General features: G+C 69.1%; 26 protein-coding genes and 1 pseudogene. 15 read left to right on the top strand and 12 right to left on the bottom strand.

Annotated features, from left to right (window positions below):
• On the bottom strand, positions 1 to 996 hold a 996-nt coding region (locus ACQG07_RS18810; protein WP_426739108.1), incomplete at its 3' end, for an MFS transporter.
• Positions 997 to 1198: 202 nt separating this feature from the next.
• Between ACQG07_RS18810 and ACQG07_RS18805 the strand changes: the two genes are divergently transcribed.
• A complete protein-coding gene (locus tag ACQG07_RS18805; protein WP_137243010.1) occupies positions 1199 to 2089 on the top strand; it encodes a MurR/RpiR family transcriptional regulator in 891 nt (296 codons plus the stop codon).
• Positions 2090 to 2172: 83 nt separating this feature from the next.
• Here the strand turns inward: ACQG07_RS18805 and ACQG07_RS18800 are convergent.
• Positions 2173 to 2364, bottom strand: a pseudogene (locus tag ACQG07_RS18800) (SDR family NAD(P)-dependent oxidoreductase); the annotation flags it as partial.
• 96 nt (positions 2365 to 2460) lie between these two features.
• On the opposite strand from ACQG07_RS18800, the gene ACQG07_RS18795 reads away from it, so the two are divergent.
• A complete protein-coding gene (locus ACQG07_RS18795) occupies positions 2461 to 2949 on the top strand; it encodes a MarR family winged helix-turn-helix transcriptional regulator (protein WP_411557204.1) in 489 nt (162 codons plus the stop codon).
• A gap of 53 nt (positions 2950 to 3002) precedes the next feature.
• A complete protein-coding gene (locus tag ACQG07_RS18790) occupies positions 3003 to 3407 on the top strand; it encodes a VOC family protein (RefSeq protein ID WP_274498795.1) in 405 nt (134 codons plus the stop codon).
• On the opposite strand, the gene ACQG07_RS18785 is transcribed toward ACQG07_RS18790, so the two are convergent.
• Together ACQG07_RS18785 and ACQG07_RS18780 are read right to left on the bottom strand one after the other, a co-directional pair.
• Positions 3362 to 3871, bottom strand: a complete 510-nt coding sequence (locus ACQG07_RS18785; protein WP_274498794.1) for a hypothetical protein — start codon at positions 3869 to 3871, stop codon at positions 3362 to 3364. The two genes, ACQG07_RS18790 and ACQG07_RS18785, sit on opposite strands and share 46 nt — an antisense overlap.
• 141 nt (positions 3872 to 4012) lie before the next feature.
• Positions 4013 to 4486, bottom strand: coding sequence for a GNAT family N-acetyltransferase (locus tag ACQG07_RS18780; RefSeq protein WP_426739107.1), 474 nt, complete (start codon positions 4484 to 4486; stop codon positions 4013 to 4015).
• A 121-nt stretch (positions 4487 to 4607) separates the two neighbouring features.
• Here ACQG07_RS18780 and ACQG07_RS18775 point away from each other — a divergent pair, with 121 nt between their 5' ends.
• From ACQG07_RS18775 to ACQG07_RS18765, 3 genes are all read left to right on the top strand, one after another.
• Positions 4608 to 5165, top strand: a complete 558-nt coding sequence (locus ACQG07_RS18775) for a dihydrofolate reductase family protein (RefSeq protein WP_426739106.1) — start codon at positions 4608 to 4610, stop codon at positions 5163 to 5165.
• Between the two features lie 84 nt (positions 5166 to 5249).
• Positions 5250 to 5633, top strand: coding sequence for a cupin domain-containing protein (locus tag ACQG07_RS18770; protein WP_071262105.1), 384 nt, complete (start codon positions 5250 to 5252; stop codon positions 5631 to 5633).
• 92 nt (positions 5634 to 5725) lie between these two features.
• Positions 5726 to 6184 (top strand): NUDIX hydrolase, encoded by a 459-nt coding sequence (locus ACQG07_RS18765; protein WP_274498790.1) that lies wholly within the window; start codon positions 5726 to 5728, stop codon positions 6182 to 6184.
• A 9-nt stretch (positions 6185 to 6193) separates the two neighbouring features.
• Here ACQG07_RS18765 and ACQG07_RS18760 read toward each other — a convergent pair whose 3' ends face one another.
• The gene (locus tag ACQG07_RS18760) at positions 6194 to 6592 is read right to left on the bottom strand and encodes an AraC family transcriptional regulator (RefSeq protein WP_426739105.1); all 399 of its coding nucleotides are present in this window, start codon (positions 6590 to 6592) and stop codon (positions 6194 to 6196) included.
• 85 nt (positions 6593 to 6677) lie between these two features.
• On the opposite strand from ACQG07_RS18760, the gene ACQG07_RS18755 reads away from it, so the two are divergent.
• A complete protein-coding gene (locus ACQG07_RS18755; RefSeq protein ID WP_274498788.1) occupies positions 6678 to 7145 on the top strand; it encodes an LptM family lipoprotein in 468 nt (155 codons plus the stop codon).
• A gap of 141 nt (positions 7146 to 7286) precedes the next feature.
• Here the strand turns inward: ACQG07_RS18755 and ACQG07_RS18750 are convergent, their stop codons facing one another.
• A complete protein-coding gene (locus tag ACQG07_RS18750; protein WP_426739104.1) occupies positions 7287 to 8123 on the bottom strand; it encodes an alpha/beta fold hydrolase in 837 nt (278 codons plus the stop codon).
• Positions 8124 to 8372: 249 nt separating this feature from the next.
• Positions 8373 to 9443 carry a S41 family peptidase gene (locus ACQG07_RS18745; protein WP_426739103.1) on the bottom strand — a complete coding sequence of 357 codons (1071 nt, stop codon included), beginning with the start codon at positions 9441 to 9443 and terminating at the stop codon, positions 8373 to 8375.
• A gap of 123 nt (positions 9444 to 9566) precedes the next feature.
• Here ACQG07_RS18745 and ACQG07_RS18740 point away from each other — a divergent pair, with 123 nt between their 5' ends.
• Both ACQG07_RS18740 and bla read left to right on the top strand, forming a co-directional pair.
• Positions 9567 to 9974 (top strand): SRPBCC family protein, encoded by a 408-nt coding sequence (locus ACQG07_RS18740; protein WP_426739102.1) that lies wholly within the window; start codon positions 9567 to 9569, stop codon positions 9972 to 9974.
• Positions 9971 to 10909, top strand: coding sequence for a class A beta-lactamase (gene bla, locus ACQG07_RS18735; protein WP_426739101.1), 939 nt, complete (start codon positions 9971 to 9973; stop codon positions 10907 to 10909). Before ACQG07_RS18740 ends, bla begins: the two co-directional genes overlap by 4 nt.
• A 14-nt stretch (positions 10910 to 10923) precedes the next feature.
• Here bla and ACQG07_RS18730 read toward each other — a convergent pair whose 3' ends face one another.
• Complete coding sequence (locus ACQG07_RS18730) at positions 10924 to 11973, bottom strand: SDR family oxidoreductase (RefSeq protein ID WP_426739100.1); 1050 nt, start codon at positions 11971 to 11973, stop codon at positions 10924 to 10926.
• Positions 11974 to 12058: 85 nt separating this feature from the next.
• On the opposite strand from ACQG07_RS18730, the gene ACQG07_RS18725 reads away from it, so the two are divergent.
• The 5 genes from ACQG07_RS18725 to ACQG07_RS18705 all read left to right on the top strand — a co-directional run bounded on the left by ACQG07_RS18725 (position 12059) and on the right by ACQG07_RS18705 (position 14968).
• Positions 12059 to 12373, top strand: a complete 315-nt coding sequence (locus ACQG07_RS18725; RefSeq protein WP_426739099.1) for an ArsR/SmtB family transcription factor — start codon at positions 12059 to 12061, stop codon at positions 12371 to 12373.
• 97 nt (positions 12374 to 12470) lie between these two features.
• Positions 12471 to 12914, top strand: coding sequence for a hypothetical protein (locus tag ACQG07_RS18720; protein WP_229940251.1), 444 nt, complete (start codon positions 12471 to 12473; stop codon positions 12912 to 12914).
• Positions 12907 to 13233, top strand: coding sequence for a transcriptional regulator (locus ACQG07_RS18715; protein WP_274498782.1), 327 nt, complete (start codon positions 12907 to 12909; stop codon positions 13231 to 13233). The genes ACQG07_RS18720 and ACQG07_RS18715 overlap by 8 nt, the downstream gene beginning before the upstream one ends.
• A 113-nt stretch (positions 13234 to 13346) precedes the next feature.
• The gene (locus ACQG07_RS18710) at positions 13347 to 13712 is read left to right on the top strand and encodes a UBP-type zinc finger domain-containing protein (RefSeq protein WP_426739098.1); all 366 of its coding nucleotides are present in this window, start codon (positions 13347 to 13349) and stop codon (positions 13710 to 13712) included.
• Positions 13709 to 14968, top strand: coding sequence for an FAD-dependent oxidoreductase (locus tag ACQG07_RS18705; RefSeq protein ID WP_426739097.1), 1260 nt, complete (start codon positions 13709 to 13711; stop codon positions 14966 to 14968). The genes ACQG07_RS18710 and ACQG07_RS18705 overlap by 4 nt, the downstream gene beginning before the upstream one ends.
• A gap of 41 nt (positions 14969 to 15009) precedes the next feature.
• Here the strand turns inward: ACQG07_RS18705 and ACQG07_RS18700 are convergent, their stop codons facing one another.
• Positions 15010 to 16230 (bottom strand): MFS transporter, encoded by a 1221-nt coding sequence (locus ACQG07_RS18700; RefSeq protein ID WP_426739096.1) that lies wholly within the window; start codon positions 16228 to 16230, stop codon positions 15010 to 15012.
• A gap of 31 nt (positions 16231 to 16261) precedes the next feature.
• Complete coding sequence (locus ACQG07_RS18695) at positions 16262 to 17077, bottom strand: SDR family NAD(P)-dependent oxidoreductase (RefSeq protein WP_426739095.1); 816 nt, start codon at positions 17075 to 17077, stop codon at positions 16262 to 16264.
• Positions 17078 to 17251: 174 nt separating this feature from the next.
• Here ACQG07_RS18695 and ACQG07_RS18690 point away from each other — a divergent pair, with 174 nt between their 5' ends.
• Positions 17252 to 18331 carry a GlxA family transcriptional regulator gene (locus ACQG07_RS18690; RefSeq protein WP_426739094.1) on the top strand — a complete coding sequence of 360 codons (1080 nt, stop codon included), beginning with the start codon at positions 17252 to 17254 and terminating at the stop codon, positions 18329 to 18331.
• Here ACQG07_RS18690 and ACQG07_RS18685 read toward each other — a convergent pair.
• Positions 18328 to 19131, bottom strand: coding sequence for a family 1 encapsulin nanocompartment shell protein (locus tag ACQG07_RS18685; protein ID WP_426739093.1), 804 nt, complete (start codon positions 19129 to 19131; stop codon positions 18328 to 18330). The genes ACQG07_RS18690 and ACQG07_RS18685 overlap by 4 nt on opposite strands.
• Entirely contained in the window at positions 19131 to 20201 is a 1071-nt protein-coding gene (locus ACQG07_RS18680) for a Dyp-type peroxidase (protein WP_426739092.1), read from the bottom strand. Before ACQG07_RS18680 ends, ACQG07_RS18685 begins: the two co-directional genes overlap by 1 nt.
• Between the last annotated feature and the right edge of the window lie 4 nt (positions 20202 to 20205).

Genomic DNA, 20205 nt, shown 5'->3' with positions numbered 1-20205 from the left:
GAGCAGGGGCAGCGCCAGGATCACGATGAGCCCGGTGCCGGTGAGCATCACCCAACGCCGACCGATCTTGTCCGACAGCCAGCCGGCCGGGAGGATCGTCGCGGCGAAGCCGGCGTTCGCGAGGACCGTGGAGATCAGTGCTTCCTGGAACGAGGCGTTGAGGCTGCTCTGGAGGTAGGAGGGCATGACGACGAGGAAGGTGTACCCGGCGGCGGACCAGCCCATCAGGCGACCGATCCCCAGGAGGATCGCCTTGGCGGTCTCGGCGGCGCCCGCCCGCACGACCACCGGCTTGGCGACGTCGGTGGTGTCGGCGGCGGCGACCTTCTGGAACTCCGGGGTCTCCTCGAGCTTCAGGCGGAGGAACAGGGCGACCGCGCCGAGGGGGATGGCGAGCAGGAAGGCGACCCGCCAGCCCCACGCCGCCAGATCGGCTTCGGACAGCAGGGATGCCAGCAGCGCGACGGTACCGGCGCCGCCGAGGAGTCCGAGCGCGACCGTGAACGACTGCCACGATCCGTAGAAGCCGCGCTTCCCGGCCGGTGCGAACTCGGTCATGACCGAGACGGCGCCACCGAACTCACCGCCGGCGGAGAGACCCTGCAGGATGCGCACGATCGTGAGCAGGATGGGCGCCGCGATGCCGATGGAGGCGTACGTCGGGAGGATACCGATGAGTGCGGTCGCCCCGGACATCATGACCAGGACGAGGATGAGGGTCGGCTTGCGGCCGATCCGATCGCCGATCCGGCCGAAGAGCGCCGCCCCGACCGGGCGGAAGAAGAAGGCGATCGCGAAGGACGCGTAGGTCGCGATGAGCGACTCGATACCGGTCTGCTGGCCGTCACTGAAGAACTGTGCGGCGAGGATCGTGGCGAGGAACCCGTAGATCCCGAACTCGTACCACTCGATGAAGTTGCCGACGCTGCCGGCGACGATGGCCCGGCGTCGGGCGGTGCTGCTGATCACGTCGCTGCGTGGTGTGGAGCTGGTCACGGGACCTCCCTTGGTTCCTGGATCGTGCATGCCGGCAGCACCCGCGTTACTCCGCTACACGTGTCGGCCAGTCCGCACCTGAGGAGGGCACTGGTCGCGAGTCGGTGCAACAAACATACACAATTCGATCATGGATGGTAATTTCCATACATCCTGACCGCGGGTGCCGACGGTACAGTGATGACGGTCGAGAGGAGCACCGATGGGAGCCGACGTCCACCGGACATCACGGGCGGTGTCCACCGAGGTGCGCGCCCGTCTTGACGAACTCCGTCCCTCCGAACGGCGGATCGCCGAATCGCTGCTCGCCGACCCGGGTGCCTTCGCAACGCGGTCGGTCGCCGAGATCGCCGAAGAGGCCTCGACGTCGACGACGACGGTCGTCCGTTTCACGCGCAAGATCGGCTACGACCGCTTCAAGGACTTCCGCCACGACCTGACCGAGGAGAACCTCCGCGAGCGGCTCGCGCTCGCCGGGACGAACGTGCAGTCGCCCGACATCGTCGCCGGAGACAGTCTCGACGACATCGTCGCGAAGGTCGCCGCGAACGAATCGCTCTCGATCGCCGACACCGCACAGGCGCTCGACACGGCAGCCCTCACGCGTGCGGTCGCGGCGGTCGCCGGCGCTCGCCGGGTCGACATCTTCGGCGTCGGGGCAAGCTCCATCGTCGCCGTCGACCTGCAGCGGAAGCTCTCGCGGATCGGGCGCGTGGCGCTCGAATGGCCCGACCCGCATGCCGCCTGGACCGCCGCTGCGATCCTCGACGAGCAGGCGGTCGCCGTCGCGATCTCGCACTCCGGCGCGACCGCTGACACCGTCGACTACCTCCGGCTCGCGGCCCGCTCCGGGGCGACGACCATCGCGATCACCAACCACGCTGAGTCGACCCTGGCGACCAGCGCGGACATCGTCCTCCAGACGTCCGCGCGGGAGACGGCGTTCCGCTCGGGAGCGCTCGGCAGCCGGATCGCACAGCTGATGGTCGTCGACTGCCTCTTCATCGGAGTCGCCCAGGTCGACTCCGAAGCGTCCATCGGTGCGCTGCAGCGGACCTTCGACGCGGTCCGGGAGCGTCGCTCGACCGAGTGACGTCGACCGTGTGGTTGCACTCCGCAACGACGGTTGAGTATTTCGAGCAGTCGCTCGACGGAGGCGGGATCGGCGAAGTCCGCGACGATCCCGTCGTGGCCGGCATCGGGGTGCGTGCGCCGAAGCTCGGCGACCGTATCCTGCACCGCCTGCTCGGAGCGCCCGTTCACGATGACGTGTGCGCCTTCGGCGGCGAGCCTCCGTGCGACGGCGGCACCGATGCCGCCGGTCGATCCGCTGATGAAGGCCGTCTTGCCTCGAAGCTGCAGGTCCATGTCGTCTCCCTCCGTCGGCGATGCGCCGATTTACTTGCTCAGGCAAGTCACCCTAGGCCGGTTCACTTGCTCAAGCAAGTCGAATAGGCTTGCCCCATGACCGAATCCGCCGAACATCCTGGCCTCAGCGGCGAGCGGCTCGCGGCCTGGGCCTCAGTCGCCACCTTGGTGGAGCGGCTTCCCGCGGCACTCGACGCCCAGCTGCAGCGAGACAGCGGGCTGAGCCACTACGAGCACGGGCTGCTCTTCGCGCTCGACACCGCCCCGGACCGCACGCTCCGGATGAGCACACTCGCCGGGTACGCGAGCAGCACGCTCTCGCGGCTCTCCCGCGCGGTCTCGCGACTCGAGAAGCAGGGCTGGGTGCGACGCGAGGTCGACCCCACCGATGGTCGGTTCACCCTCGCCGTCCTCACGGACGACGGCCACGCGCACGTCGCCCGGTCCACGCCGGCGCACCACGCCCTCGTCGAGGAGCTCGTCTTCGGCTCGCTCACGGAGGCGCAGGTGCGGCAACTGGCCGAGATCAGCGCGAGGATCGCGACGACGATCGATCCAACCGTGCCGTGGGCGCCGTCCGAGTGAACCTCGGAAAGACGTCCTTGTGGGCGCGCTCACGCCGGGCGTAGCTTGACCGCATGAGCCTCTTCATCACGTGTCCGGTCGAGAGCGTCGAACGCGCGACCGCCTTCTACGACGCCCTCGGCTGGACCCGCAACGCCGCGATGTCCACCGACCAGGTGTCTTGTTTCGAGATCGCGCCCGAACAGTACGTCATGCTCGGCAGTCGCGAGATGTACGCGAGCGTCGGCGGCACCGAGGAGCTGATCGGCGGGCCGGACACGCCCTCGAAGGTGACGGTCTCCTTCGACCTCGGGAGTCGCGAGGCGGTTGACGAGCTCGTCGAGCGGGCCGGCGCCTCGGGTGGACGGATCGGCGACACCGACGACTACCCGTTCATGTATCAGCGCCAGTTCGACGACCCCGACGGGTACCACTACTCGCCGTTCTGGATGAAGCCCGACGCCGAGCCGACCGCCTGAGCGACCTCACCGCGACACGGCACAGCGAGCAGGTCTCCAGGCGTGAGGTCGCGGGGAAGCAGCACGCGTTGCTCCGTTCCGGCCTCGCTGTCGATGCGGAACGACACCGTATGCGTCGTGGACGCCCGGCCGATCAGCCGGAGTTCCGACCAGCACGGTTCGACGTCTGAGAGGCAGGCGTCGAGGGTGAGGTGATGGCCGTCCTCGCCGAACGTCGCAGTGACGACGCGCGCGACGACCACGGAGGTCCACTCGACCGGAGACGGGCATCCGCCGGTGCCGGGGATCACCGCTGCCGCCGAGTGGACGCACGGGGTTCCGCACTGCTCGACCAGGCGCAGCATCGGAACGTCGTCGACGATCACGTCCGTGGTGCTGAGGTGGGTGTGTGCCGGCCAGCGGTCGGGGAGGAACGGGTCCGGGATGCTGCGGCGGAGTGAAGGCAGGATCGTCGTGAGGGTCATGACCTCCGGTCTACGCCTCGCCGTCTGCGCGAGCGACCGCCCTCACGGGATCCATACGCCGATGACCGGAACGCAGACGGTCTCCTCACGTCGTGCGCGGGCGAGGGGACATCAGGCCTCGACCGTGGCTTGCGTCTCCTGTCAGAGTTCGCGCGCGAACGACACCGTCGTGGCCGTGCGTCCGGTCTCGGCGAGTCCCGCCTTCAGGAGGACCCGCTGGGATGCGAGGTTGGTGACGTCGGTCTCCGCGGCCGCCCGTTCTGCGCCGTGCGCTGCGACGAACGACAGTGCGCCGGCGACCGCTTCCGTCGCGAGTCCGATCCCGCGAGCGGCGGGAACGAGACCGTAGCCGAACTCGACGCGGCCATCGCTGTCGGGCGGACCGAAGAAGCCGAAGCCACCGACGGCCGACCCGTCGGCGTCACGGATGAGGTACATCGTGAAGATCGGGTCGCCAGTGGTCGATTCCGCGAGGCCACGGAGCGGGCCGAGCTCGTCGGCGAAGGGGTACTCCGGGTGCCAGGCGTCACCGTCGCGCTCATCGCGTTCGACGATGCGTCGCGCGAGCGCCGGTGAGATTGGTTCGAGGGTGGTTCGTTCGGTGCGGATGATCATCGATGCCAGTCTGGCAGGGCGACGAGACACACGTGATCGACATACGATCAGCGACGTGGTTCGCTGGCAAGACGGGCCCCCAGCGTCGGGAGGCCGTCGATCCGTGAGGGAGCGCAGTGCGATGAGACCACTCCGATACTCGATCAACGTCACGCTCGACGGGTGCTGTCATCACGAGGCGGGACTCCCGCCCGACGAGGAGTCGATGCAGTACTGGACCGCGCAGCTGGCGCGGGCGGACGCCCTCCTGTTCGGCAGGGTGACCTACGAGATGATGGAGTCCGCCTGGCGGAGACCGGCCTCGGGCACCTGGCCGGATTGGGTCGAGCCGTGGCAGATCCCCTTCGCGGAGACCATCGACCGGGCGAAGAAGCACGTCGTCTCGAGCGCGCTGGGCGATGCGGACTGGAACGCGGAGCTGGTCAGAGGCGACCTCGACCAGGCGGTCCGGCGGCTCAAGCACGAACCGGGCGAGGGCCTGTGGGTGGGCGGGGTGACGCTGCCGCTCGCGCTGGCCGACCTGGGACTGATCGACGAGTACGAGTTCCTCGTGCAGCCGGTGCTCGCCGGGCGAGGGCCGACCCTGTTCGCCGGGCTGCGTGAGCGCATCGAGCTCCAACTCGTGGACCGCCGGGAGTTCCGCTCAGGCGCGGTCGCCATGCGGTATCGGCCGGCGTGACGTCGTCGCCAGAACGCCCATGCTCGATGCCCCTGCTGAAGAGGGACGTCTGCACGCACACTCCAGCCGGGAGAGGATGGACGTATGACCGCTCTCTCCGGAATCGATATCGCCGCCGAACTCCGACAGGTCGAGGCCCATTGGACTCCTCGAGTGGTCGGGCGGGTCAACGATCAATACGTGAAGGTGGCGAAGCTCCTCGGCCAGTTGGTCTGGCACGACCACGCGAACGAAGACGAGATGTTCCTCGTCGTCTCGGGCACGCTCCGTATCCAGCTCCCTGACGATGAGGAGGTCGTGCTCACGCCGGGCCAGTTCTTCGTGGTGCCGCGGGGCGTGCAGCACAATCCCATCGCCGACGAGGAGGTCGAGATCGTCTTGATCGAGACCGTCACGACCGCGCACACCGGTGACGTGATCGTCGAGGGCACGGTGCCCGTCGAGCGTCAGCTGGGCGACTTCCGCTGACGCCAGGCGCCCGACAGCTCGGGAACGCAGCCGGTCAGGATCCGGAGGGCGGGGGTTGGAGGGCGCTCCCTCGATTCGGGTACGCTCGCGGCGTGAACGAAGACGAGACGCTCGTCCACGTGACGCACGACGCGCCGTGGCTTCCCCCGGGAGGTCGGGCCGATGTGGTCCGCCGGACGACGCCACCCCGGCCGATGTCGGTCGTACGTTTGCTCCTCCGCGACTCCGACCAGGTGTTCTGCGTGCCGAGGCAGGGGACAGGTCGGCTCGATCTCCCGATGCTCGAGGCCGCATCCGATGATGTCGACGGCACGGCGGCCGTTCGTGAACTGGTGCAACGCATCACCGGTGAGTACACGGGCATGCACTTCCTCGGCGCCGTACGCAACGTCGTGGAGGCACCGGCCGACGGATACGACTGGCCGGTCCCTGCCGCCCACTTTGGCGTGTGGGCTTCGGACGCGACTCCGATGGTTGACGGAACCTGGGTGCGTCTCGACGATGACGAGCATCAGCTGCGCGACCGACACTGGTACCCGTTGGTGAGCTGAGGCGACAGCTCAGCGCGGCGACCTGACCGGAACGAGGCAGTCGACCTCGCCGTCGCGCCGATAGTGCTCGATGTGGGGGCGGTCTTCGTCGTGATCAGCAAGGTCGAAGAGCACGTCGAACGCGCCGGCGATCTGCGCGTAGACGCCGGGCGCATCGCCGCGAAGACGCAGCCGGAGGTAGTCGCCGCCGGGGATCACGGTCTCGTCCAGGCCGAGCGGGTTGTCGGCATCCCGGTCCAGCCGCACGGACGCCATGCGGTACCTGTCACTTCCTCCGTAGACCAGACCCATCATCCTGCGGCCCTGCAGCGAGTCGAACGAGTTCTCGAACGCCGGCCAGGCCGCCTGCACCTGTTCGATGTCGAGTGCGACGTCCTGACTGAGGGCGGCGATGTCGTCGAGCGTCACGACGTCGATCCGGCCGAGCTCATGCGTCATCGGGAAGTGCGTCATGCCTCTGTCTAACACGCGACGCCATGGTAGGAAGGTCCCCATGCGCCGCGCCGTCAGCACTCTCCTCGCCCTGTGTCTCGTCGGCGCACTGGCGGGGTGTGGTGTGTTCGACCGAGGGCCGAGCTACGAGTCTGCCAAGGAACAAGCGCTCTCCCTGCGTCAGGAGTTCGAAGCGACGTTGCCGGACGGAGCGTCGACGGTGAGCCAGAACGACGTGGAACTCGCCTGCAGCGGCGGTGCCGTCCAGTACGACGGCAGCATCACCGTGAGCGTCGCGGAGGACTTCGATCGCAACGCCTGGTTGGACGAGGCTGCATCGATGTATGCCGACAGGGCGGCCTGGAAGGTCGAGAAGGTGGTCGCAGCCGACGACTCCTCAGACCTCACGAGCGGCGTCTCCTTCATCTCCGATGACGGCTACTACGTGCGTCTCGACGAATTCGCTGACACGTCCGAGTGGGGGCCGGTCCTCGTCCTGGGCGCGTCGGGTCCATGTGTGCGTCGTTGAGTCGACCGTTCGGCCGAACACCAGCGGCGACATGCGCCGAGGGATCGACGTCGGGTCATTGCGACGGCCGGACTCGGGCATCACACGAACGGCGCACCCGAGATCACCCGGGTGCGCCGCACGTCTCCGACGGTGGTTCCCTTACTGCTCGATGAAGGCGAGGAGGTCGGGGTTGATGATGTCGGCGTGGGTGGTCAGCATGCCGTGCGGGAAGCCCTCGTAGACCTTGAGGGTCGCGTTGCTGAGGAGCTCGGCCTGCTTGATGACGGCGTCCTTGTAGGGCACGACCTGGTCGTCATCGCCCTGCATGCAGAGGACCGGCACGGAGATCGCCTTGAGGTCCTCGGTCTGGTCGGTCTCGGAGAACGCCTTGATGCCCTCGTAGTGCGCCACGGCACTGCCGGTCATGCCCTGACGCCACCAGTTGTCGATCACGGGCTGGGACACGGTGACACCGTCGCGGTTGAATCCGTAGAACGGGCCCGAAGCCACGGCCTGGAAGAACTCCGCCCGGTTCGCGGCGAGCGCGCTCCGGAAGCCGTCGAAGACCGAGATGGGTGTCCCTTCGGGGTTGGCGTCGGTCTGCACCATCAGCGGAGGCACGGACGAGACCAGGACCGCCTTCGCCACACGACCCTGCGGCTCGCCGTACTTGGCGACATACCGCGCGACCTGACCGCCACCCGTCGAGTGGCCGATGTGGACGACGTTGCGCAGGTCGAGGTGCTCGACGACCGCCGACACGTCGCTGGCGTAGTGGTCCATGTCGTGACCGGTGCCGATCTCAGAGGACCGCCCGTGCCCACGGCGGTCGCTCGCCACGACGCGGTACCCCTTCGACAGGAAGAAGAGCACCTGGGCGTCCCAGTCGTCCGACGACAGCGGCCAACCGTGGTGGAACATGATGGGCTGCGCCGCCGGGTCGCCCAGATCCTTGTAGTAGATTTCCGTGCCGTCGTCCGTTGTCACGAATGGCATGACTGACCTCCAAGCTCATGTCGAGCCAAGCCGCGCTCGGAACGACTCTCGCGAATTCCACTTCCACGGATTGTGGGAGCGCGACCACGGTAACGCGACGCGACGGCCGTTTCGCTGGTCTGTCGAAAGTCCCGACACCTGTCCAAACCGGTTGCCGCAGACGTCCAGTTCCGGGCGGCCGAGAGTGCTCGTTCTGCTCGCTGGGCGTGCTCGGACGAGCAGAACCGGCACTCTCGGTGGACGGATCGTTCAGCCGCGGTCGGCGACCCACGCGCCGATCACCGCGGGGAGCTGCGTGAAGTCCTCGACGACGGTGTCGGGCTGGATCGGGACACCGTAGCGTTTGCCGGTGCGATCGGCGTCGACGGCGACCGTCAGGTTGACGACCGCGCCGTCGTAGAGGCGGACCGGCTGGTTCGCCGTGCTGAAGCCGTAGCTCGGCTGACCGAACACGCGCACGTCCGACTGCCCGATGAAGGCGATCGCGACCGCCTCCGCGGAGCTGCCGGTCATCCCGTCGATGACCACGGCGATCGGACCGTCCACCTTCGGCTGCGGCTTCGTCGCCGCGCTCTGTCGATTGCCGTCGGACGAGACGCCGCCGCCCGACACCGAGACGACCGTCGACCTGTCGACGGACTCGAAGGTCTCGACGGTCCCATCATCGAGCAGTGGTGCCACGGCAGCCAGCATGGGCCACACGTTGCCGCCGTGGTTGTCCCGCAGATCGACCACCCATGCCGACGTGTGGGGCGCGGCGGCGGTGATCGCGTCGACGGCCGTGTCGATGTATCGCTGGCCGAAGGAGTCCTCTCCGGAGCCGCCACCGATGAGTGTCGGGAGGCGGATGGTCGTCACGCCGTCAGCGCTCGTGACGGTGGGCAGTTCGTTCTCCGCTTTCGATCCCGACGACGGCCCGAACAGTTCGGCCGCGGTCGCAGGATCGTTGAAGGTGGTGTGGGGGCCGCCCAGCTCGGCCGCCGCCTTCGTGAGCGGCCCGTAGGTGTCGGCATAGTCGGAGGCGTCCGCGACTGAGGCCAGAGCCCGCTCCCGCACCTGCGTGTAGCGGTCCGGCGTGGCGTTCACGCCCCGCTGCATCGCATCCAGCGCGACCTCCGCATACGTCTGCGGCGATGGCGGGACGAGGTAGATCCCGTACGACCGCAGGAGCGGCGCGGCGACGACCGCGCCGCCGACCACCAGCGCGAGGAATGATGCCGTGACGACGGCAGCGATGAGGCCACGCCGACGCCGACGACGTCGCTGTTCCATGGGGGCCGGTGATGGCAAGGGCGGTCGACTGCGGGTGATGCCGGGCATGCCTCCAGGCTACAAATCGTCGATGGTCGAATCGTCAGCCCGCAGGACGATCCCGCTCGCGGAGCATCATCCGCAGGCGGGACGTGGCGGATGGATCCCACACCGAGGTGGCAGGATGCGGTCATGAGAAGTCACCATGTGAGCCGGGTCATCAGCGCCTCGCCGGAAGCCGTCTACGAGTACGCGTCTGATGTCGACAACCTCCCGCGGTGGGCGGCCGGTCTCGCGCAGGCCGAGGTGGTGCGCGAAGGTGACTCGCTGTTCGTCGAGTCGCCGATGGGTCGGGTGGAGGTCCGGTTCGTCGAGCGCAACCGCTTCGGCGTGCTCGACCACGACGTCACCCTGCCGTCGGGGACCGTCGTGACCAACCCGGTCCGCGTGCTGGCCCATCCAGAGGGTGCCGAGGTGGTGTTCACCGTCCGACAGATCGAGCTGGACGACGACGCGTTCGCGCGGGATGTCGCGATGGTCGAGGCGGACCTCGAGCGCCTCGATCAGCAGGTCGCCGGGCAGGCCGGCGTTCGTCGATGACGCGGAGCGCCGGTGGCGTCGTCGCCGTCGCCCTGGCCGGTGGGCTGGTGCTCGGGCTCGTGGGGTGCGCCTCCGCTACTCCGTCCCCGTCGGCGTCGCCGAGCTCCCCAACCTCGGTACCAACGTCGGTGCCGCCCACGTCGATGCCCGACCTGTCCGGCGAGTTCCAAGCCCTGGAGGCCGAGTTCGGCGCGCGCGTCGGCATCAGCGCCGTCGACACCGGGACCGGCGCGCGCCTGTCCTACCGCGCGGACGAGCGCTTCGGATATGCCTCGACGATCAAGGCGCTCGCCGCAGCGGTCTTCCTCCACGAGGTGCGCGGTTCGGCGCGTGACGAAGTCGTCACGTGGTCGGCTGAGGATGTCGAGGCGGCCGGCTATTCGCCGGTGACGAGTGAACACGTCGAGACCGGCCTGACCCTGTCGCAGCTCGCCGAGGCCGCGGTCCGGCAGAGCGACAACACGGCCCTCAACCTCGTTCTCGCGCGGATCGGTGGGCCCGCCGCGTTGGACGCCGCCCTCGTCACGCTCGGCGATGAGGTGACCGAGGTCGTCAACGCGGAGCCGCTGTTGAACGTGATCGAACCGGGCAGCACCGATGACACCACCACCCCTGCCGCGTTCACCGACAACCTGACCCGCCTCGTCGACGGCTCCCACCTGGAGTCCGCCGACCGGGCGACGCTCCTCGCCTGGATGAGCGGCAACGCGACGGGCGACACGCTGATCCGGGCCGGTGCTCCGGCGGGATGGCAGGTGGCCGACAAGTCCGGGGGTGCGGGTGGGATCCGGAACGACATCGCGATCATCGACCGGCCGGGCGGCGACCCGATCGTCCTGACGATCCTCACGAACACACTCGACCCGGACGCCGAGTACGACGACGCGTTGGTCGCGGAGGCGGCGAGCGTCGCGCTCGCCGCCTTCGAGCAGTAGCCGGGCTCCTGCGCCTACGGGATGAGTCGCTGATCGCGGAGGTCCTGGAAGATGCGGAGGAACATCGCCTCCGTGTCGACGTACTCGTGGAAGCCGGCTCGGCGGGACTTCGAGGTGTCGGCGATGACGTCGTAGTCCCACGTGAAGACGAAGTCGCCGAACGCCCACGACGACACCTCGGCGTAGCGGGTGGGCGCGAGGCCGTGCCGCTCGACCATCGCGTTCCACAGGGCCTCCTTGTCGGCCATCACCTCGGTGAGGCTCATCTCGAGTGGCGGCGCGACGTCGAGGTCGAAGAAGGCGGCGATCTTCGGCCACATCGACGACCACCGGAACACGTCGCCGTTCGTGATGTTGAACGCCTCGTTGCGGGCATGCTCCGTGGTCGCCGCCCACACGGTGGCCTTCGCGAGGAGGTCGGCGTCGGTCATCTCGATCAGGCTCGTGTATGCGCCGGGCTTGCCGGGGAAGCGCAACGGGATGCCCAGTTCCTTGCTCATGGACGCGTAGACGGCGATGACCATCGCCAGGTTCATCGGGTTGCCCAGGCCGATCCCGGCGACGACCGACGGCCGCAACGCCGACCACGACCAGGCCGCCCCGACCTGGCGGCGCTCGAGGAACTGCTGCTGGTCGACGTTGAACTCCGGCGGCATGTGCGGCGGGTCGGACTCCTTCGCGGGTGTCGCGAAGGGTCCCAGGTGCGCGCCGTAGACCTTGTAGCCCTGCATCAGACTGATGTGTTCGAGGCCCGGCGCGACGGGTTCGACGGCATCGACGACGTTCGTGAGCATCGCGAGGTTTGGTGCGACGAGCTCGGCCCAGCTCGGGCGGTCCTGGTAGGCGGCGTAGAACAGGTGTGTCACCTCCGACAGGCCCTGCAACTGGTGGATGGTCGCGTCGCGGTCGAGCAGGTCCACCGCGAGGTGCCTGACGGATCCCCGGTCGGCACCGCCGCGGCGGGACAACCCGATCACGTCCCAGCCGAGCCCCTCGAGGTGGGTGATGAGGTTCCCGCCGATCACTCCGCGGGCTCCGACCACCAGTGCTGTGTGCTGTGTCATGACATCTCCATCGTTAGATCGCGATTTAACGATCCACAGTGTTGCACAACATCGTGGGATCGCGATATTGCGATATGGTCGACGTATGACGAACGCTGACGAATTGGACCTGGTGGCGGTCTTCAAGGCGCTCGGCCACCCGACGCGCCTGGCCATCCTGGGGTGGTTGAAGGATCCCGAGTCGTTCCCGCCGCAGGATCAGCCGGCGGCCGAGGTCGGCGTGTGTCTCAAGCACATCCAGGCGAGGGCCGAGGTGTCGCAGTCGACGGCCTCGCAGTTCATGGCCACCCTCCAGCGCGCCGGCCTCGTGACATGCACCCGGATCGGCCAGTGGTCGCACTATCAGCGCAACGAGGCCGCGATCGAAGCGCTCGGTCGGCACGTGACGCTCGCCGTCTAGGGGGGCGTGGCGCGATGGCAAGCGTCGCGCCCGATGGTTGTTTCCTTTGGGGAAACACTATGATAGTTTCTTCAGGCGCAACGACTGGAGGTCGATCATGGATCATGAAGACGCACAGGACCGCTTGAACCAGGCACGAGACGCCTCGCGCCGTTCCGCCCGCCAGGGAGCGCTCACCACCGCCATCCTCACCGCGGTACTCATCATCGCGCTCGGGGTCGTCGTCGACCTCGACATGGTCTGGCTGCTCGGACTCGTCGCCATTGGGTTCGTCGCCCTGTCCCTCGCGCGCCCGGTGAAGCTCCGCCTCGACTGGTCGGACCGGACCGGCGTGCTGCTGCTCACCGCGAGTGGCGTGGCGGTCGCCGTGGTCTACGTCGTGACCCAGTGGATCGCCCGTTCCGCAGGCGTCTCCGTACCGAACACGGTGTCCGCGGTCGTCGCAGCCGTCGTCGTGTTCGCCGTCTGCCTGCCCGCACTGGTGCGCCTCGCGAACGGCTCCACGCCGCTCGGCGGACGGTCGGGGTCGCGCGATGCCTGAGGACGACGGAGCCGAGGACGCCGCGGTCGGCCGCCAGGCGCTGAACCCGCTCTTCCACGAGCCTGCCCGCCTCGCCCTGCTGTCCGCACTCGCCCCCGCCGAGTACACCGACTTCGCCTCGCTCCTGCGCATCACCGGCGTCAGCAAGTCGGCCCTCTCGAAGCACCTCTCGGCGCTCGCCGACGCCGGGGTTATCGAGGTCGGGAAGAGCGACACGGACCGCCGCGGCCGCCGCATCGCACTCACCGCGGAGGGCCGGGTCGCCTTCGACTCCTATCTCGACGCCCTGACCGCGATCGTGCAGAACGCCCGGGGCTGACGGGATGCTGCGCGAACGAACGGTTGACGAGCCTTCGATTTCCGACTGAGGTCGAAGCGGGCCGCGCACGGAGGGCCGTACGGTGAGTCCACGTCACCGCAGCACGAGCCGAGATGAGGTCCACCATGGACGACGTCGAGCAGTACATCAAGCCGGACGTCCCGCCGTCCGGGCCCGGTTGCGCCGAGTGCGAGGCGACCGACAGTTGGTGGCTGCATCTCCGCCGCTGCACGTTCTGCGGGCACATCGGATGCTGCGACGACTCCCTGAACAAGCACGCGACGAAGCACGCGACCACCACCGGTCATCGCGTGATCCGCAGCTACGAGCCGGGCGAGGACTGGTTCTACGACTACGGCACGGAGGAGTCGTTCGTCGGTCCGACCCTTGCGCCCCCGCTGAGTCACCCGCGCTCGCAGACGGTCCCCGGGCCGCACGATCGTGTCCCCGCCCAATGGGAACGACTCCTCGGTTCATGACCGTCGTCGGGGAGGTGGCGATCGCGCCACTGCTCGTGTTCGAGCGGTCCTTCGGTCGCGAGGCCTTCGCGATCCGCGACTACCTCACCCGCAGCGGTGTCCCGTTCCAGACGGTGATCGTCGAGACGGACGAGGACTGTCGGACGCAGCTCGGTTCGGGTCTGGCGGAGGCCCGGCTTCCCGTCGTCGCCTTCCCCGACGGCACCCGGCTCGCCGATCCGACGCCCGCGCAGATCGCCGAACACTTCGGCTGGATCAATCGACCGCAACGCAGCGAGTACGACGTGCTCGTCTACGGCGCCGGACCGGCCGGGCTTTCGGCCGCGGTCTATGCGGCGTCCGAGGGACTCGATGTCGCCGTGGTCGAACGGGACGCCGTCGGCGGTCAGGCCGGTTCCAGCAGCCTCATCGAGAACTACCTCGGCTTCGCGCACGGCATCTCCGGCGCAGCCCTCGCGGAACAGGCTCGACGACAGGCGATCGCGTTCGGCGCGGAACTGCTCGTCATGCGTCACAGCCTGAGCCGGAGCTTCGGCGACCACCACATGCAGGCCGAGCTCGCGGACGGCTCGCGACTCTCCGCACGGGCGGTCGTCTGCGCGACGGGGGTGCAGTGGCGTCGCCTCGGCTTGCCGAAGGAGGACGAGCTGGAGGGCTCCGGCGTCTACTACGGCGCCGGCACGAGCGAGGCGTCCTCGTGCGTCGGCGAGCACGTCTACATCGTGGGCGGTGCGAACTCGGCGGGCCAGGCGGCGATGAACCTTGCCGCGCACGCTGAGCGGGTCACCGTCCTCGTCCGCGGGCACTCCCTCTCGTCGACGATGTCGACCTACCTCCTGCGGCGACTGCTCGCGGCTCCCAATGTCGAGATCCTCGTGGACACGACGGTCACCGCGCTCCACGGCGAGGACCGCCTCCGCGGCCTGACCATCGACTCCGCGGGGACGACGACCGACGTGCCGGCGTCGCGCCTGTTCATCTGCATCGGCGGGAGCCCCAACACCGCTTGGGCCCGCGACTCCGCGGTCGCGCTGGACCCGCGCGGCTTCCTGCTCACCGGAGGCGACCTGCTGCTGGAGCACCTGTCGGCGTGGCCACTCCGCCGTCAGCCCCTGCACCTCGAGACGAACCAGCCCGGCGTGTTCGCGGCCGGTGACGTCCGCGCCAACTCCATCAAGCGGGTCGCGTCGGCCGTCGGCGAGGGGGCGATGGCGGTCTCCCTCGTCCATCGCTACCTCGCCGAGACGTTCGGGTAGGCCGAAGCCGACATCGCCCGTTCAGTGGCAGCCGGGCCCGGTCAGGGCCGGCCGGCCGCTCGCCGGGTCATCGCGACACCGGCGAGCACCGTCGTCACCAGCACGAGCGAGACGAAGATCAGCAGCACGTCGATCTCCGGTGCGAAGGTGAGGGCGAAGCCGATGGCCAGCACCGGGAGTGCGAGGCCGCAGTAGGCGATCAGGAACACGAGCGACAGCGTCTCGCCCCGGCGGGCGGGATCGGCGAGCGATCCGGCGGTCGCGATCGCCGACTTGAACAGGACGCCGACACCGAGTCCGGCGATCACACCGCCGACGAGGAAGACCCCCAGCTGCGGCAGGACCGCCCCCGCGGCGACCGCGGCGAGTCCGATGCCACAGCTCACCGTCGCGATCAGGAGTTGGCGCTGCAACGGGAGTCGGGCGAGCAGGACCTGACCGAGCGCGGCGGCTCCGAACACGGAGAAGGTCGTCACACCGGCGAGCAGGTGGTCGGGTGCGTCGAAGGTGCCGATCAGGATGGTGGGCGCGAGTGAGGTGAACAGTCCGAGGAGCGCGAAGCCGGCGAAGGCCCCGAACCCCGCGGCGATGAACGCCCCTCGGGACGACGCCGGGACCGCGAGGCGCTGTGGTCGGTAGCGCCTCCGCGGCTCGCTCTGTTCGACGGTCTCGGGCACGGAGACCATGACGATCGCGGCGATGACGAGCGCCACGAGGAACACCGCGTGCGGGAGCACGAGCGGGTTCGGGAGGAACTCGGCGAAGAGTCCTCCGATGAGCGGTCCGAGGGCGAGACCGCCCAGGTTGCTGGCTCCGGCGACCGATGCCGCGACGATCGAGTTCTCGTCGGGCCGGGCGACCGCGCGCAGCTCGCCGAGGTGAGCGGTCGCCGTCGCGGTGAGAACGCCGATGCTGACGCCGTTGACGACCCGCGCGACGATCAACCCCTCCACGCTGCTCCAGAGGAGGAACAGCACTGCCGAGAGCGCCGAGATCAGGATCGCGATGAGCAGCATCCGCCGCCGCCCGACCCAGTCGCTGATGTGGCCGACGAAGAAGAGGCTGAACACGACGCCGACGGCGTAGGCGGCGAAGATGACGGTGATCGTCGAGACGGGGAACCCGTCCCTCGCCTGGTACAGCGCGTACAGCGGCGTCGGGACGGTCGAGTAGGCCATCACCAGCAGGAACGTGGTCGCGACGATCCAGAACCCGGCACCGTGGGAGACGCGGGATCGGGTCGAAACGGGGGAGGTCGTCATCGGGTCGCTCGGCTCTCGGTCGGTGTCGACGTCAGGGCAGGATCGAGTCGACGTAGCCGCCGTCGACCCGGAGCGCGCCGCCGGTAGTAGCGGACGCGAGCGGCGAGGCGAGGTACACCACGAGGTTCGCGATCTCGATGGGCTCGATGAGGCGGCCGATCAGCGACTGCGGGCGGTGCAGACGCATGAACTCCCGCTGGGCGTCGTCCCACTCGAGCTCGTCGCCGACGAGCTGCCGGACGAAGGTCTCCACGCCCGGCGTGTGGGTGGGGCCGGCGATCACCGAGTTCACGGTGACGCCGGTCCCTGCGGCAGCCTTCGCGAAGCCGCGGCTCACCGCGAGGAGGGCGGTCTTCGACATGCCGTAGTGGATCATCTCCTCGGGGATGACCACGGCGGAGTCGCTGGCGATGTCGACGACACGACCCCAGCCGCGACCGGACATGCCGGGGAGCAGGAGCCGGGTGAGGCGAGCGGCCGACAGCACGTTGACCTCGAACATCGACCGCCACTGCTCGTCGGTGATGTCCAGCGGCGGTACGGCCTCGAAGACACCGAGGTTGTTGACGAGGATGTCGACCTGACCGGCCTCAGCGACGAGCCGTTCGGCCCCCTCCCGGGTGGTCGCGTCTGCGGTGATCCCCCGGACCGACTCGACCGATTCGGTGTCGAGCGAGAGGACGGCGGCCTCGAGGCGATCGGCGTCGCGGCCGTTGACGATGACGTCCGCCCCCGCCTCGACGAGCCGCGCGGCGATGGCGTAACCGATTCCGCTCGTCGAGCCGGTCACCAGCGCGGTGCGATGGGTGAGGTCGAGGGGGATGGTCCCCGCGCGTTCGAGTCGCATGAGCGGATCTCCTTGGGCGTCGTGGAGTGGATGGGCCGGATTCCAGGCGGCGGGCCGGTCCGACCGAGGCTACGTCGGCGCCGGGCCGGAGTCTTCGGACGTTCGTCGGCGGCAGGTGCGACAGAAGTCGAATCCGACGTTGGCCGGGGCGCTCTCGTCGGGCAGGATGTGGGGATGAGCCCGCCCCAGCAGGAGCCAGGACCACAGCCCATCCTCGGAGGACCCGCGCGACGACGCCGCGTCGGGATCTTCCTGTTCGACCAGGTGAAGACGCTCGACTTCGTCGGCCCGGCCGAGGTGTTCACCGAGGCGAACCAGCGGGTCGACGGCTACGACGTCCGGTTCTTCTCCCACGACGGCCAGGACGTCGTCACCTCGATGGGACTCCGGGTCGGCGTGGACGGCGCCGCGGCCGACAGCGGACCGCTCGACCTCGTGATCGTCCCGGGGAGCGAGTCCGCACCACAGGTGTACCGCCCGGAGGAGGTGCAGCGTGCGGTCCGCCTCCTCGCGGCCCGAGCCGAGCGGGTGGCATCGATCTGCAGCGGTGCGTTCGCCCTCGCGGTCACGGGTCTCCTCGACGGCAAGTCGGCGACGACCCACTGGAAGTTCACCGGCGCGCTCGCCACCGCCTACCCGTCGATCGACGTCCGCCCCGACTCGATCTTCGTCCGCGACGGCGACACCTACTCCTCGGCCGGGGTCGCCGCCGGGATCGACCTCGCGCTCGCGATCGTGGAGGAGGACCACGGTGCGGACGTCGCACGCTCCATCGCGCAGCTGCTGCTCGTGTACATGCGCAGGTCCGGCGGCCAATCGCAGTTCTCCGCCTCCGTCCGCGCGAAGCCGGCGCGGACCTCGATCGCGAAGGCCGTCGCGGACTACATCCACGGTGATCCGACCCGGGCTGGATCGTTGGCCGACATCGCCGCACACGCGAACGTCGGCGTTCGCCACCTCAACCGCGTCATCCGGGACGAGCTGGGCATGACGCCCATCCAGTACGTCGGCTCGCTCCGACTCGACGTCGCGCTCGGCATGCTGGAGGCCGGGGACACGGTGGGGCAGGTCGCCGCTGCCGCCGGGTACGCCAGCCCGATCGCCTTCCGCCGCGCGTTCGCGGCACGGTACAACACGACGCCCTCCGAGTACCAGCGACGGTTCCGCACGACGGGTGTCGGCGTGGCCGAGGCGTCTCTGCAGACCCGGTCGCCCCTGGCCGACCCGATCGACGGAGCCGTGTCGCCGCGCTAACGGATCGCGACGGCAGCCTCTGGCGTCACGACACGGAAGCTGAAACTCTCCTCCAGATAGAGGCTCACCGACTCGGCCGAGTGCGCCGCATAGCCGAGGGCGATGTCCTGACCGGATTCGAACAGGAAGTCGCCGCCGCGTCGGCTGAGGACGGCGGCTCCCTCGATGCCGGGCGTCCAGACGACCTCCCCGCCGATGATCGCCTCGATGTGCGAGGACAGCCGCGCACCACCGCTGTCGTTGCCGCCCGTGACCGACACCCAGCCCGGTGCGTCGACAGCCAGGGCGTAGGGGCCGCCGACCCCGGCCCGCGCGAGCGTCTCGACCGCCGTGGCGACCACCTGTGCGAACCGCGTCGGGTCGTCGTCCCGCGTCAGCGGCGGGTGCGGCGAGGCAGCCGTCGCACCCGTGTACCCGGCCGCCGACCAGCCGGACAGGATCGCCGCGTTCTCCACCGTGGACAAGCGGGTGACCGCGTCGTCGAGCGGGGAGAGGTCCACGTCGAGTGCGCCTCTCGCCGCGCTGTCCAGCTCGCTGCGCATGAGCGCGAAATCGGCACGCACCTCCGTCAGGGGCAGCGACGCACGCTGTCGGGCGATCACCCCCTCCATCGGGGCGTCGACGACCGCGCCGACACGGCCGATGTCGGTGGAGGAGTGCTCCCAACCCAGCGGGCCGGCGAAGTCGACCACCCGTCGGCCGCCGAGTACCGGGGTGAGGCGCGCACGGGCCTCGTCGTCGAGCATCTGCCAGGTCTCATCGGTGATCGGCGCGAGGTGACGGAAGAGATGGTTGTTCATCATTGCGTCCTTTCGGGTGGGGTGCGGAGCGACCCGAGACCGAGGGAACCGTCGGCGGTCGAGGGTGGCGTGGCGGGGACGACGGCGCTCGCCGGATCAGCGGGGCCGGACAGGGCCGGATCGTCGTCCATCGCCTCGAGGAACGCGGCGCTCGGAGCGAAGAACACGGAGCCGGTCCGGGCGGTCGAGAAGTCGAGGAGTCGGTCGTGGAGTCCCGGTGGGTCACCGATGAACATGCGCTCGAGCATCCGCTCGATGACCCAGAGCCGTCGGGCGTACCCGATGAAGTAGGTGCCGAACTCGCCGCCGGCCGGGCTCCCGAACGGCATGTTGTCGCGGAGGATGTCGTGCTCGGCACCGTCGACGACGATCGTGGACAGGGTCTTGTGCGACTTCTGGCCGGTCTCCGCATCGTCGAGTTCGACGTTGTCGGCCTTCGTGCGGCCGATGATCGCCTCCTGCTGTTCCGCGGTGAGCGCGCGCCAGCGGTCGAGCGGATGCGTGTACTTCTGCACCACGACGTAGCTGCCACCGGCGAAGGCCGGGTCCTCTTCACCGACGAGCGTGGCGTCGGGAAGGTCCTGCCCGACGGGGTTCGCCGTGCCGTCGACGAAGCCGAGCAGGTCGCGGACGTCGAAGTACCGGAAGCCGACCGTCTCGTCCACGACCTCGACGGCGTCGCCGAGCAGGTCCAGGAGCTGCCGCTCGAACTCGAAGCACAGGTCGCGTCTCGCAGCGCGGATGTGGAGCAGGACGTCGCCGGGCGTGGAGGGCGCGGTGTGCCGGTCGCCGACGACCGCGGGGAAGACATGGAGCTCCCTCGGTGCGGGACCGCGCGTGAGCTCACCCCAGACGCGCGCGCCGATCCCGACGGTGCAGGACAGGGCGGCGTCGAGGTCGCGGAAGGCGACGTTCTTCAGGACATCGGCGATACCCGCCAGGGTGCTGCGGACGGTGTCGATCGCGCCGACCGCGTCGCGCACGGTGAGCACGAGGAAGACGGCGGTCCCGCTGAGCGGCGCGTCCACGGCCTGAGGCTCGATCGGGACGCGTCGTGCTGAACTGGTCACGTCG

It is taken from the genome of Plantibacter sp. 2H11-2, from assembly GCF_050031945.1.
GTDB lineage: Bacteria > Actinomycetota > Actinomycetes > Actinomycetales > Microbacteriaceae > Plantibacter > Plantibacter auratus.
This window is presented reverse-complemented; position numbering and strand designations above follow the sequence as displayed.

Coding starts and splice junctions, on each gene's coding strand:
- ACQG07_RS18805 (WP_137243010.1), top strand. CDS start 1,199: ATGGGAGCCGACGTCCACCGGACATCACGGGCGGTGTCCACCGAGGTG.
- ACQG07_RS18795 (WP_411557204.1), top strand. CDS start 2,461: ATGACCGAATCCGCCGAACATCCTGGCCTCAGCGGCGAGCGGCTCGCG.
- ACQG07_RS18790 (WP_274498795.1), top strand. CDS start 3,003: ATGAGCCTCTTCATCACGTGTCCGGTCGAGAGCGTCGAACGCGCGACC.
- ACQG07_RS18785 (WP_274498794.1), bottom strand. CDS start 3,871: ATGACCCTCACGACGATCCTGCCTTCACTCCGCCGCAGCATCCCGGAC.
- ACQG07_RS18780 (WP_426739107.1), bottom strand. CDS start 4,486: ATGATCATCCGCACCGAACGAACCACCCTCGAACCAATCTCACCGGCG.
- ACQG07_RS18775 (WP_426739106.1), top strand. CDS start 4,608: ATGAGACCACTCCGATACTCGATCAACGTCACGCTCGACGGGTGCTGT.
- ACQG07_RS18770 (WP_071262105.1), top strand. CDS start 5,250: ATGACCGCTCTCTCCGGAATCGATATCGCCGCCGAACTCCGACAGGTC.
- ACQG07_RS18755 (WP_274498788.1), top strand. CDS start 6,678: ATGCGCCGCGCCGTCAGCACTCTCCTCGCCCTGTGTCTCGTCGGCGCA.
- ACQG07_RS18750 (WP_426739104.1), bottom strand. CDS start 8,123: ATGCCATTCGTGACAACGGACGACGGCACGGAAATCTACTACAAGGAT.
- ACQG07_RS18745 (WP_426739103.1), bottom strand. CDS start 9,443: ATGCCCGGCATCACCCGCAGTCGACCGCCCTTGCCATCACCGGCCCCC.
- ACQG07_RS18740 (WP_426739102.1), top strand. CDS start 9,567: ATGAGAAGTCACCATGTGAGCCGGGTCATCAGCGCCTCGCCGGAAGCC.
- bla (WP_426739101.1), top strand. CDS start 9,971: ATGACGCGGAGCGCCGGTGGCGTCGTCGCCGTCGCCCTGGCCGGTGGG.
- ACQG07_RS18730 (WP_426739100.1), bottom strand. CDS start 11,973: ATGACACAGCACACAGCACTGGTGGTCGGAGCCCGCGGAGTGATCGGC.
- ACQG07_RS18725 (WP_426739099.1), top strand. CDS start 12,059: ATGACGAACGCTGACGAATTGGACCTGGTGGCGGTCTTCAAGGCGCTC.
- ACQG07_RS18720 (WP_229940251.1), top strand. CDS start 12,471: ATGGATCATGAAGACGCACAGGACCGCTTGAACCAGGCACGAGACGCC.
- ACQG07_RS18715 (WP_274498782.1), top strand. CDS start 12,907: ATGCCTGAGGACGACGGAGCCGAGGACGCCGCGGTCGGCCGCCAGGCG.
- ACQG07_RS18710 (WP_426739098.1), top strand. CDS start 13,347: ATGAGGTCCACCATGGACGACGTCGAGCAGTACATCAAGCCGGACGTC.
- ACQG07_RS18705 (WP_426739097.1), top strand. CDS start 13,709: ATGACCGTCGTCGGGGAGGTGGCGATCGCGCCACTGCTCGTGTTCGAG.
- ACQG07_RS18700 (WP_426739096.1), bottom strand. CDS start 16,230: ATGACGACCTCCCCCGTTTCGACCCGATCCCGCGTCTCCCACGGTGCC.
- ACQG07_RS18695 (WP_426739095.1), bottom strand. CDS start 17,077: ATGCGACTCGAACGCGCGGGGACCATCCCCCTCGACCTCACCCATCGC.
- ACQG07_RS18690 (WP_426739094.1), top strand. CDS start 17,252: ATGAGCCCGCCCCAGCAGGAGCCAGGACCACAGCCCATCCTCGGAGGA.
- ACQG07_RS18685 (WP_426739093.1), bottom strand. CDS start 19,131: ATGAACAACCATCTCTTCCGTCACCTCGCGCCGATCACCGATGAGACC.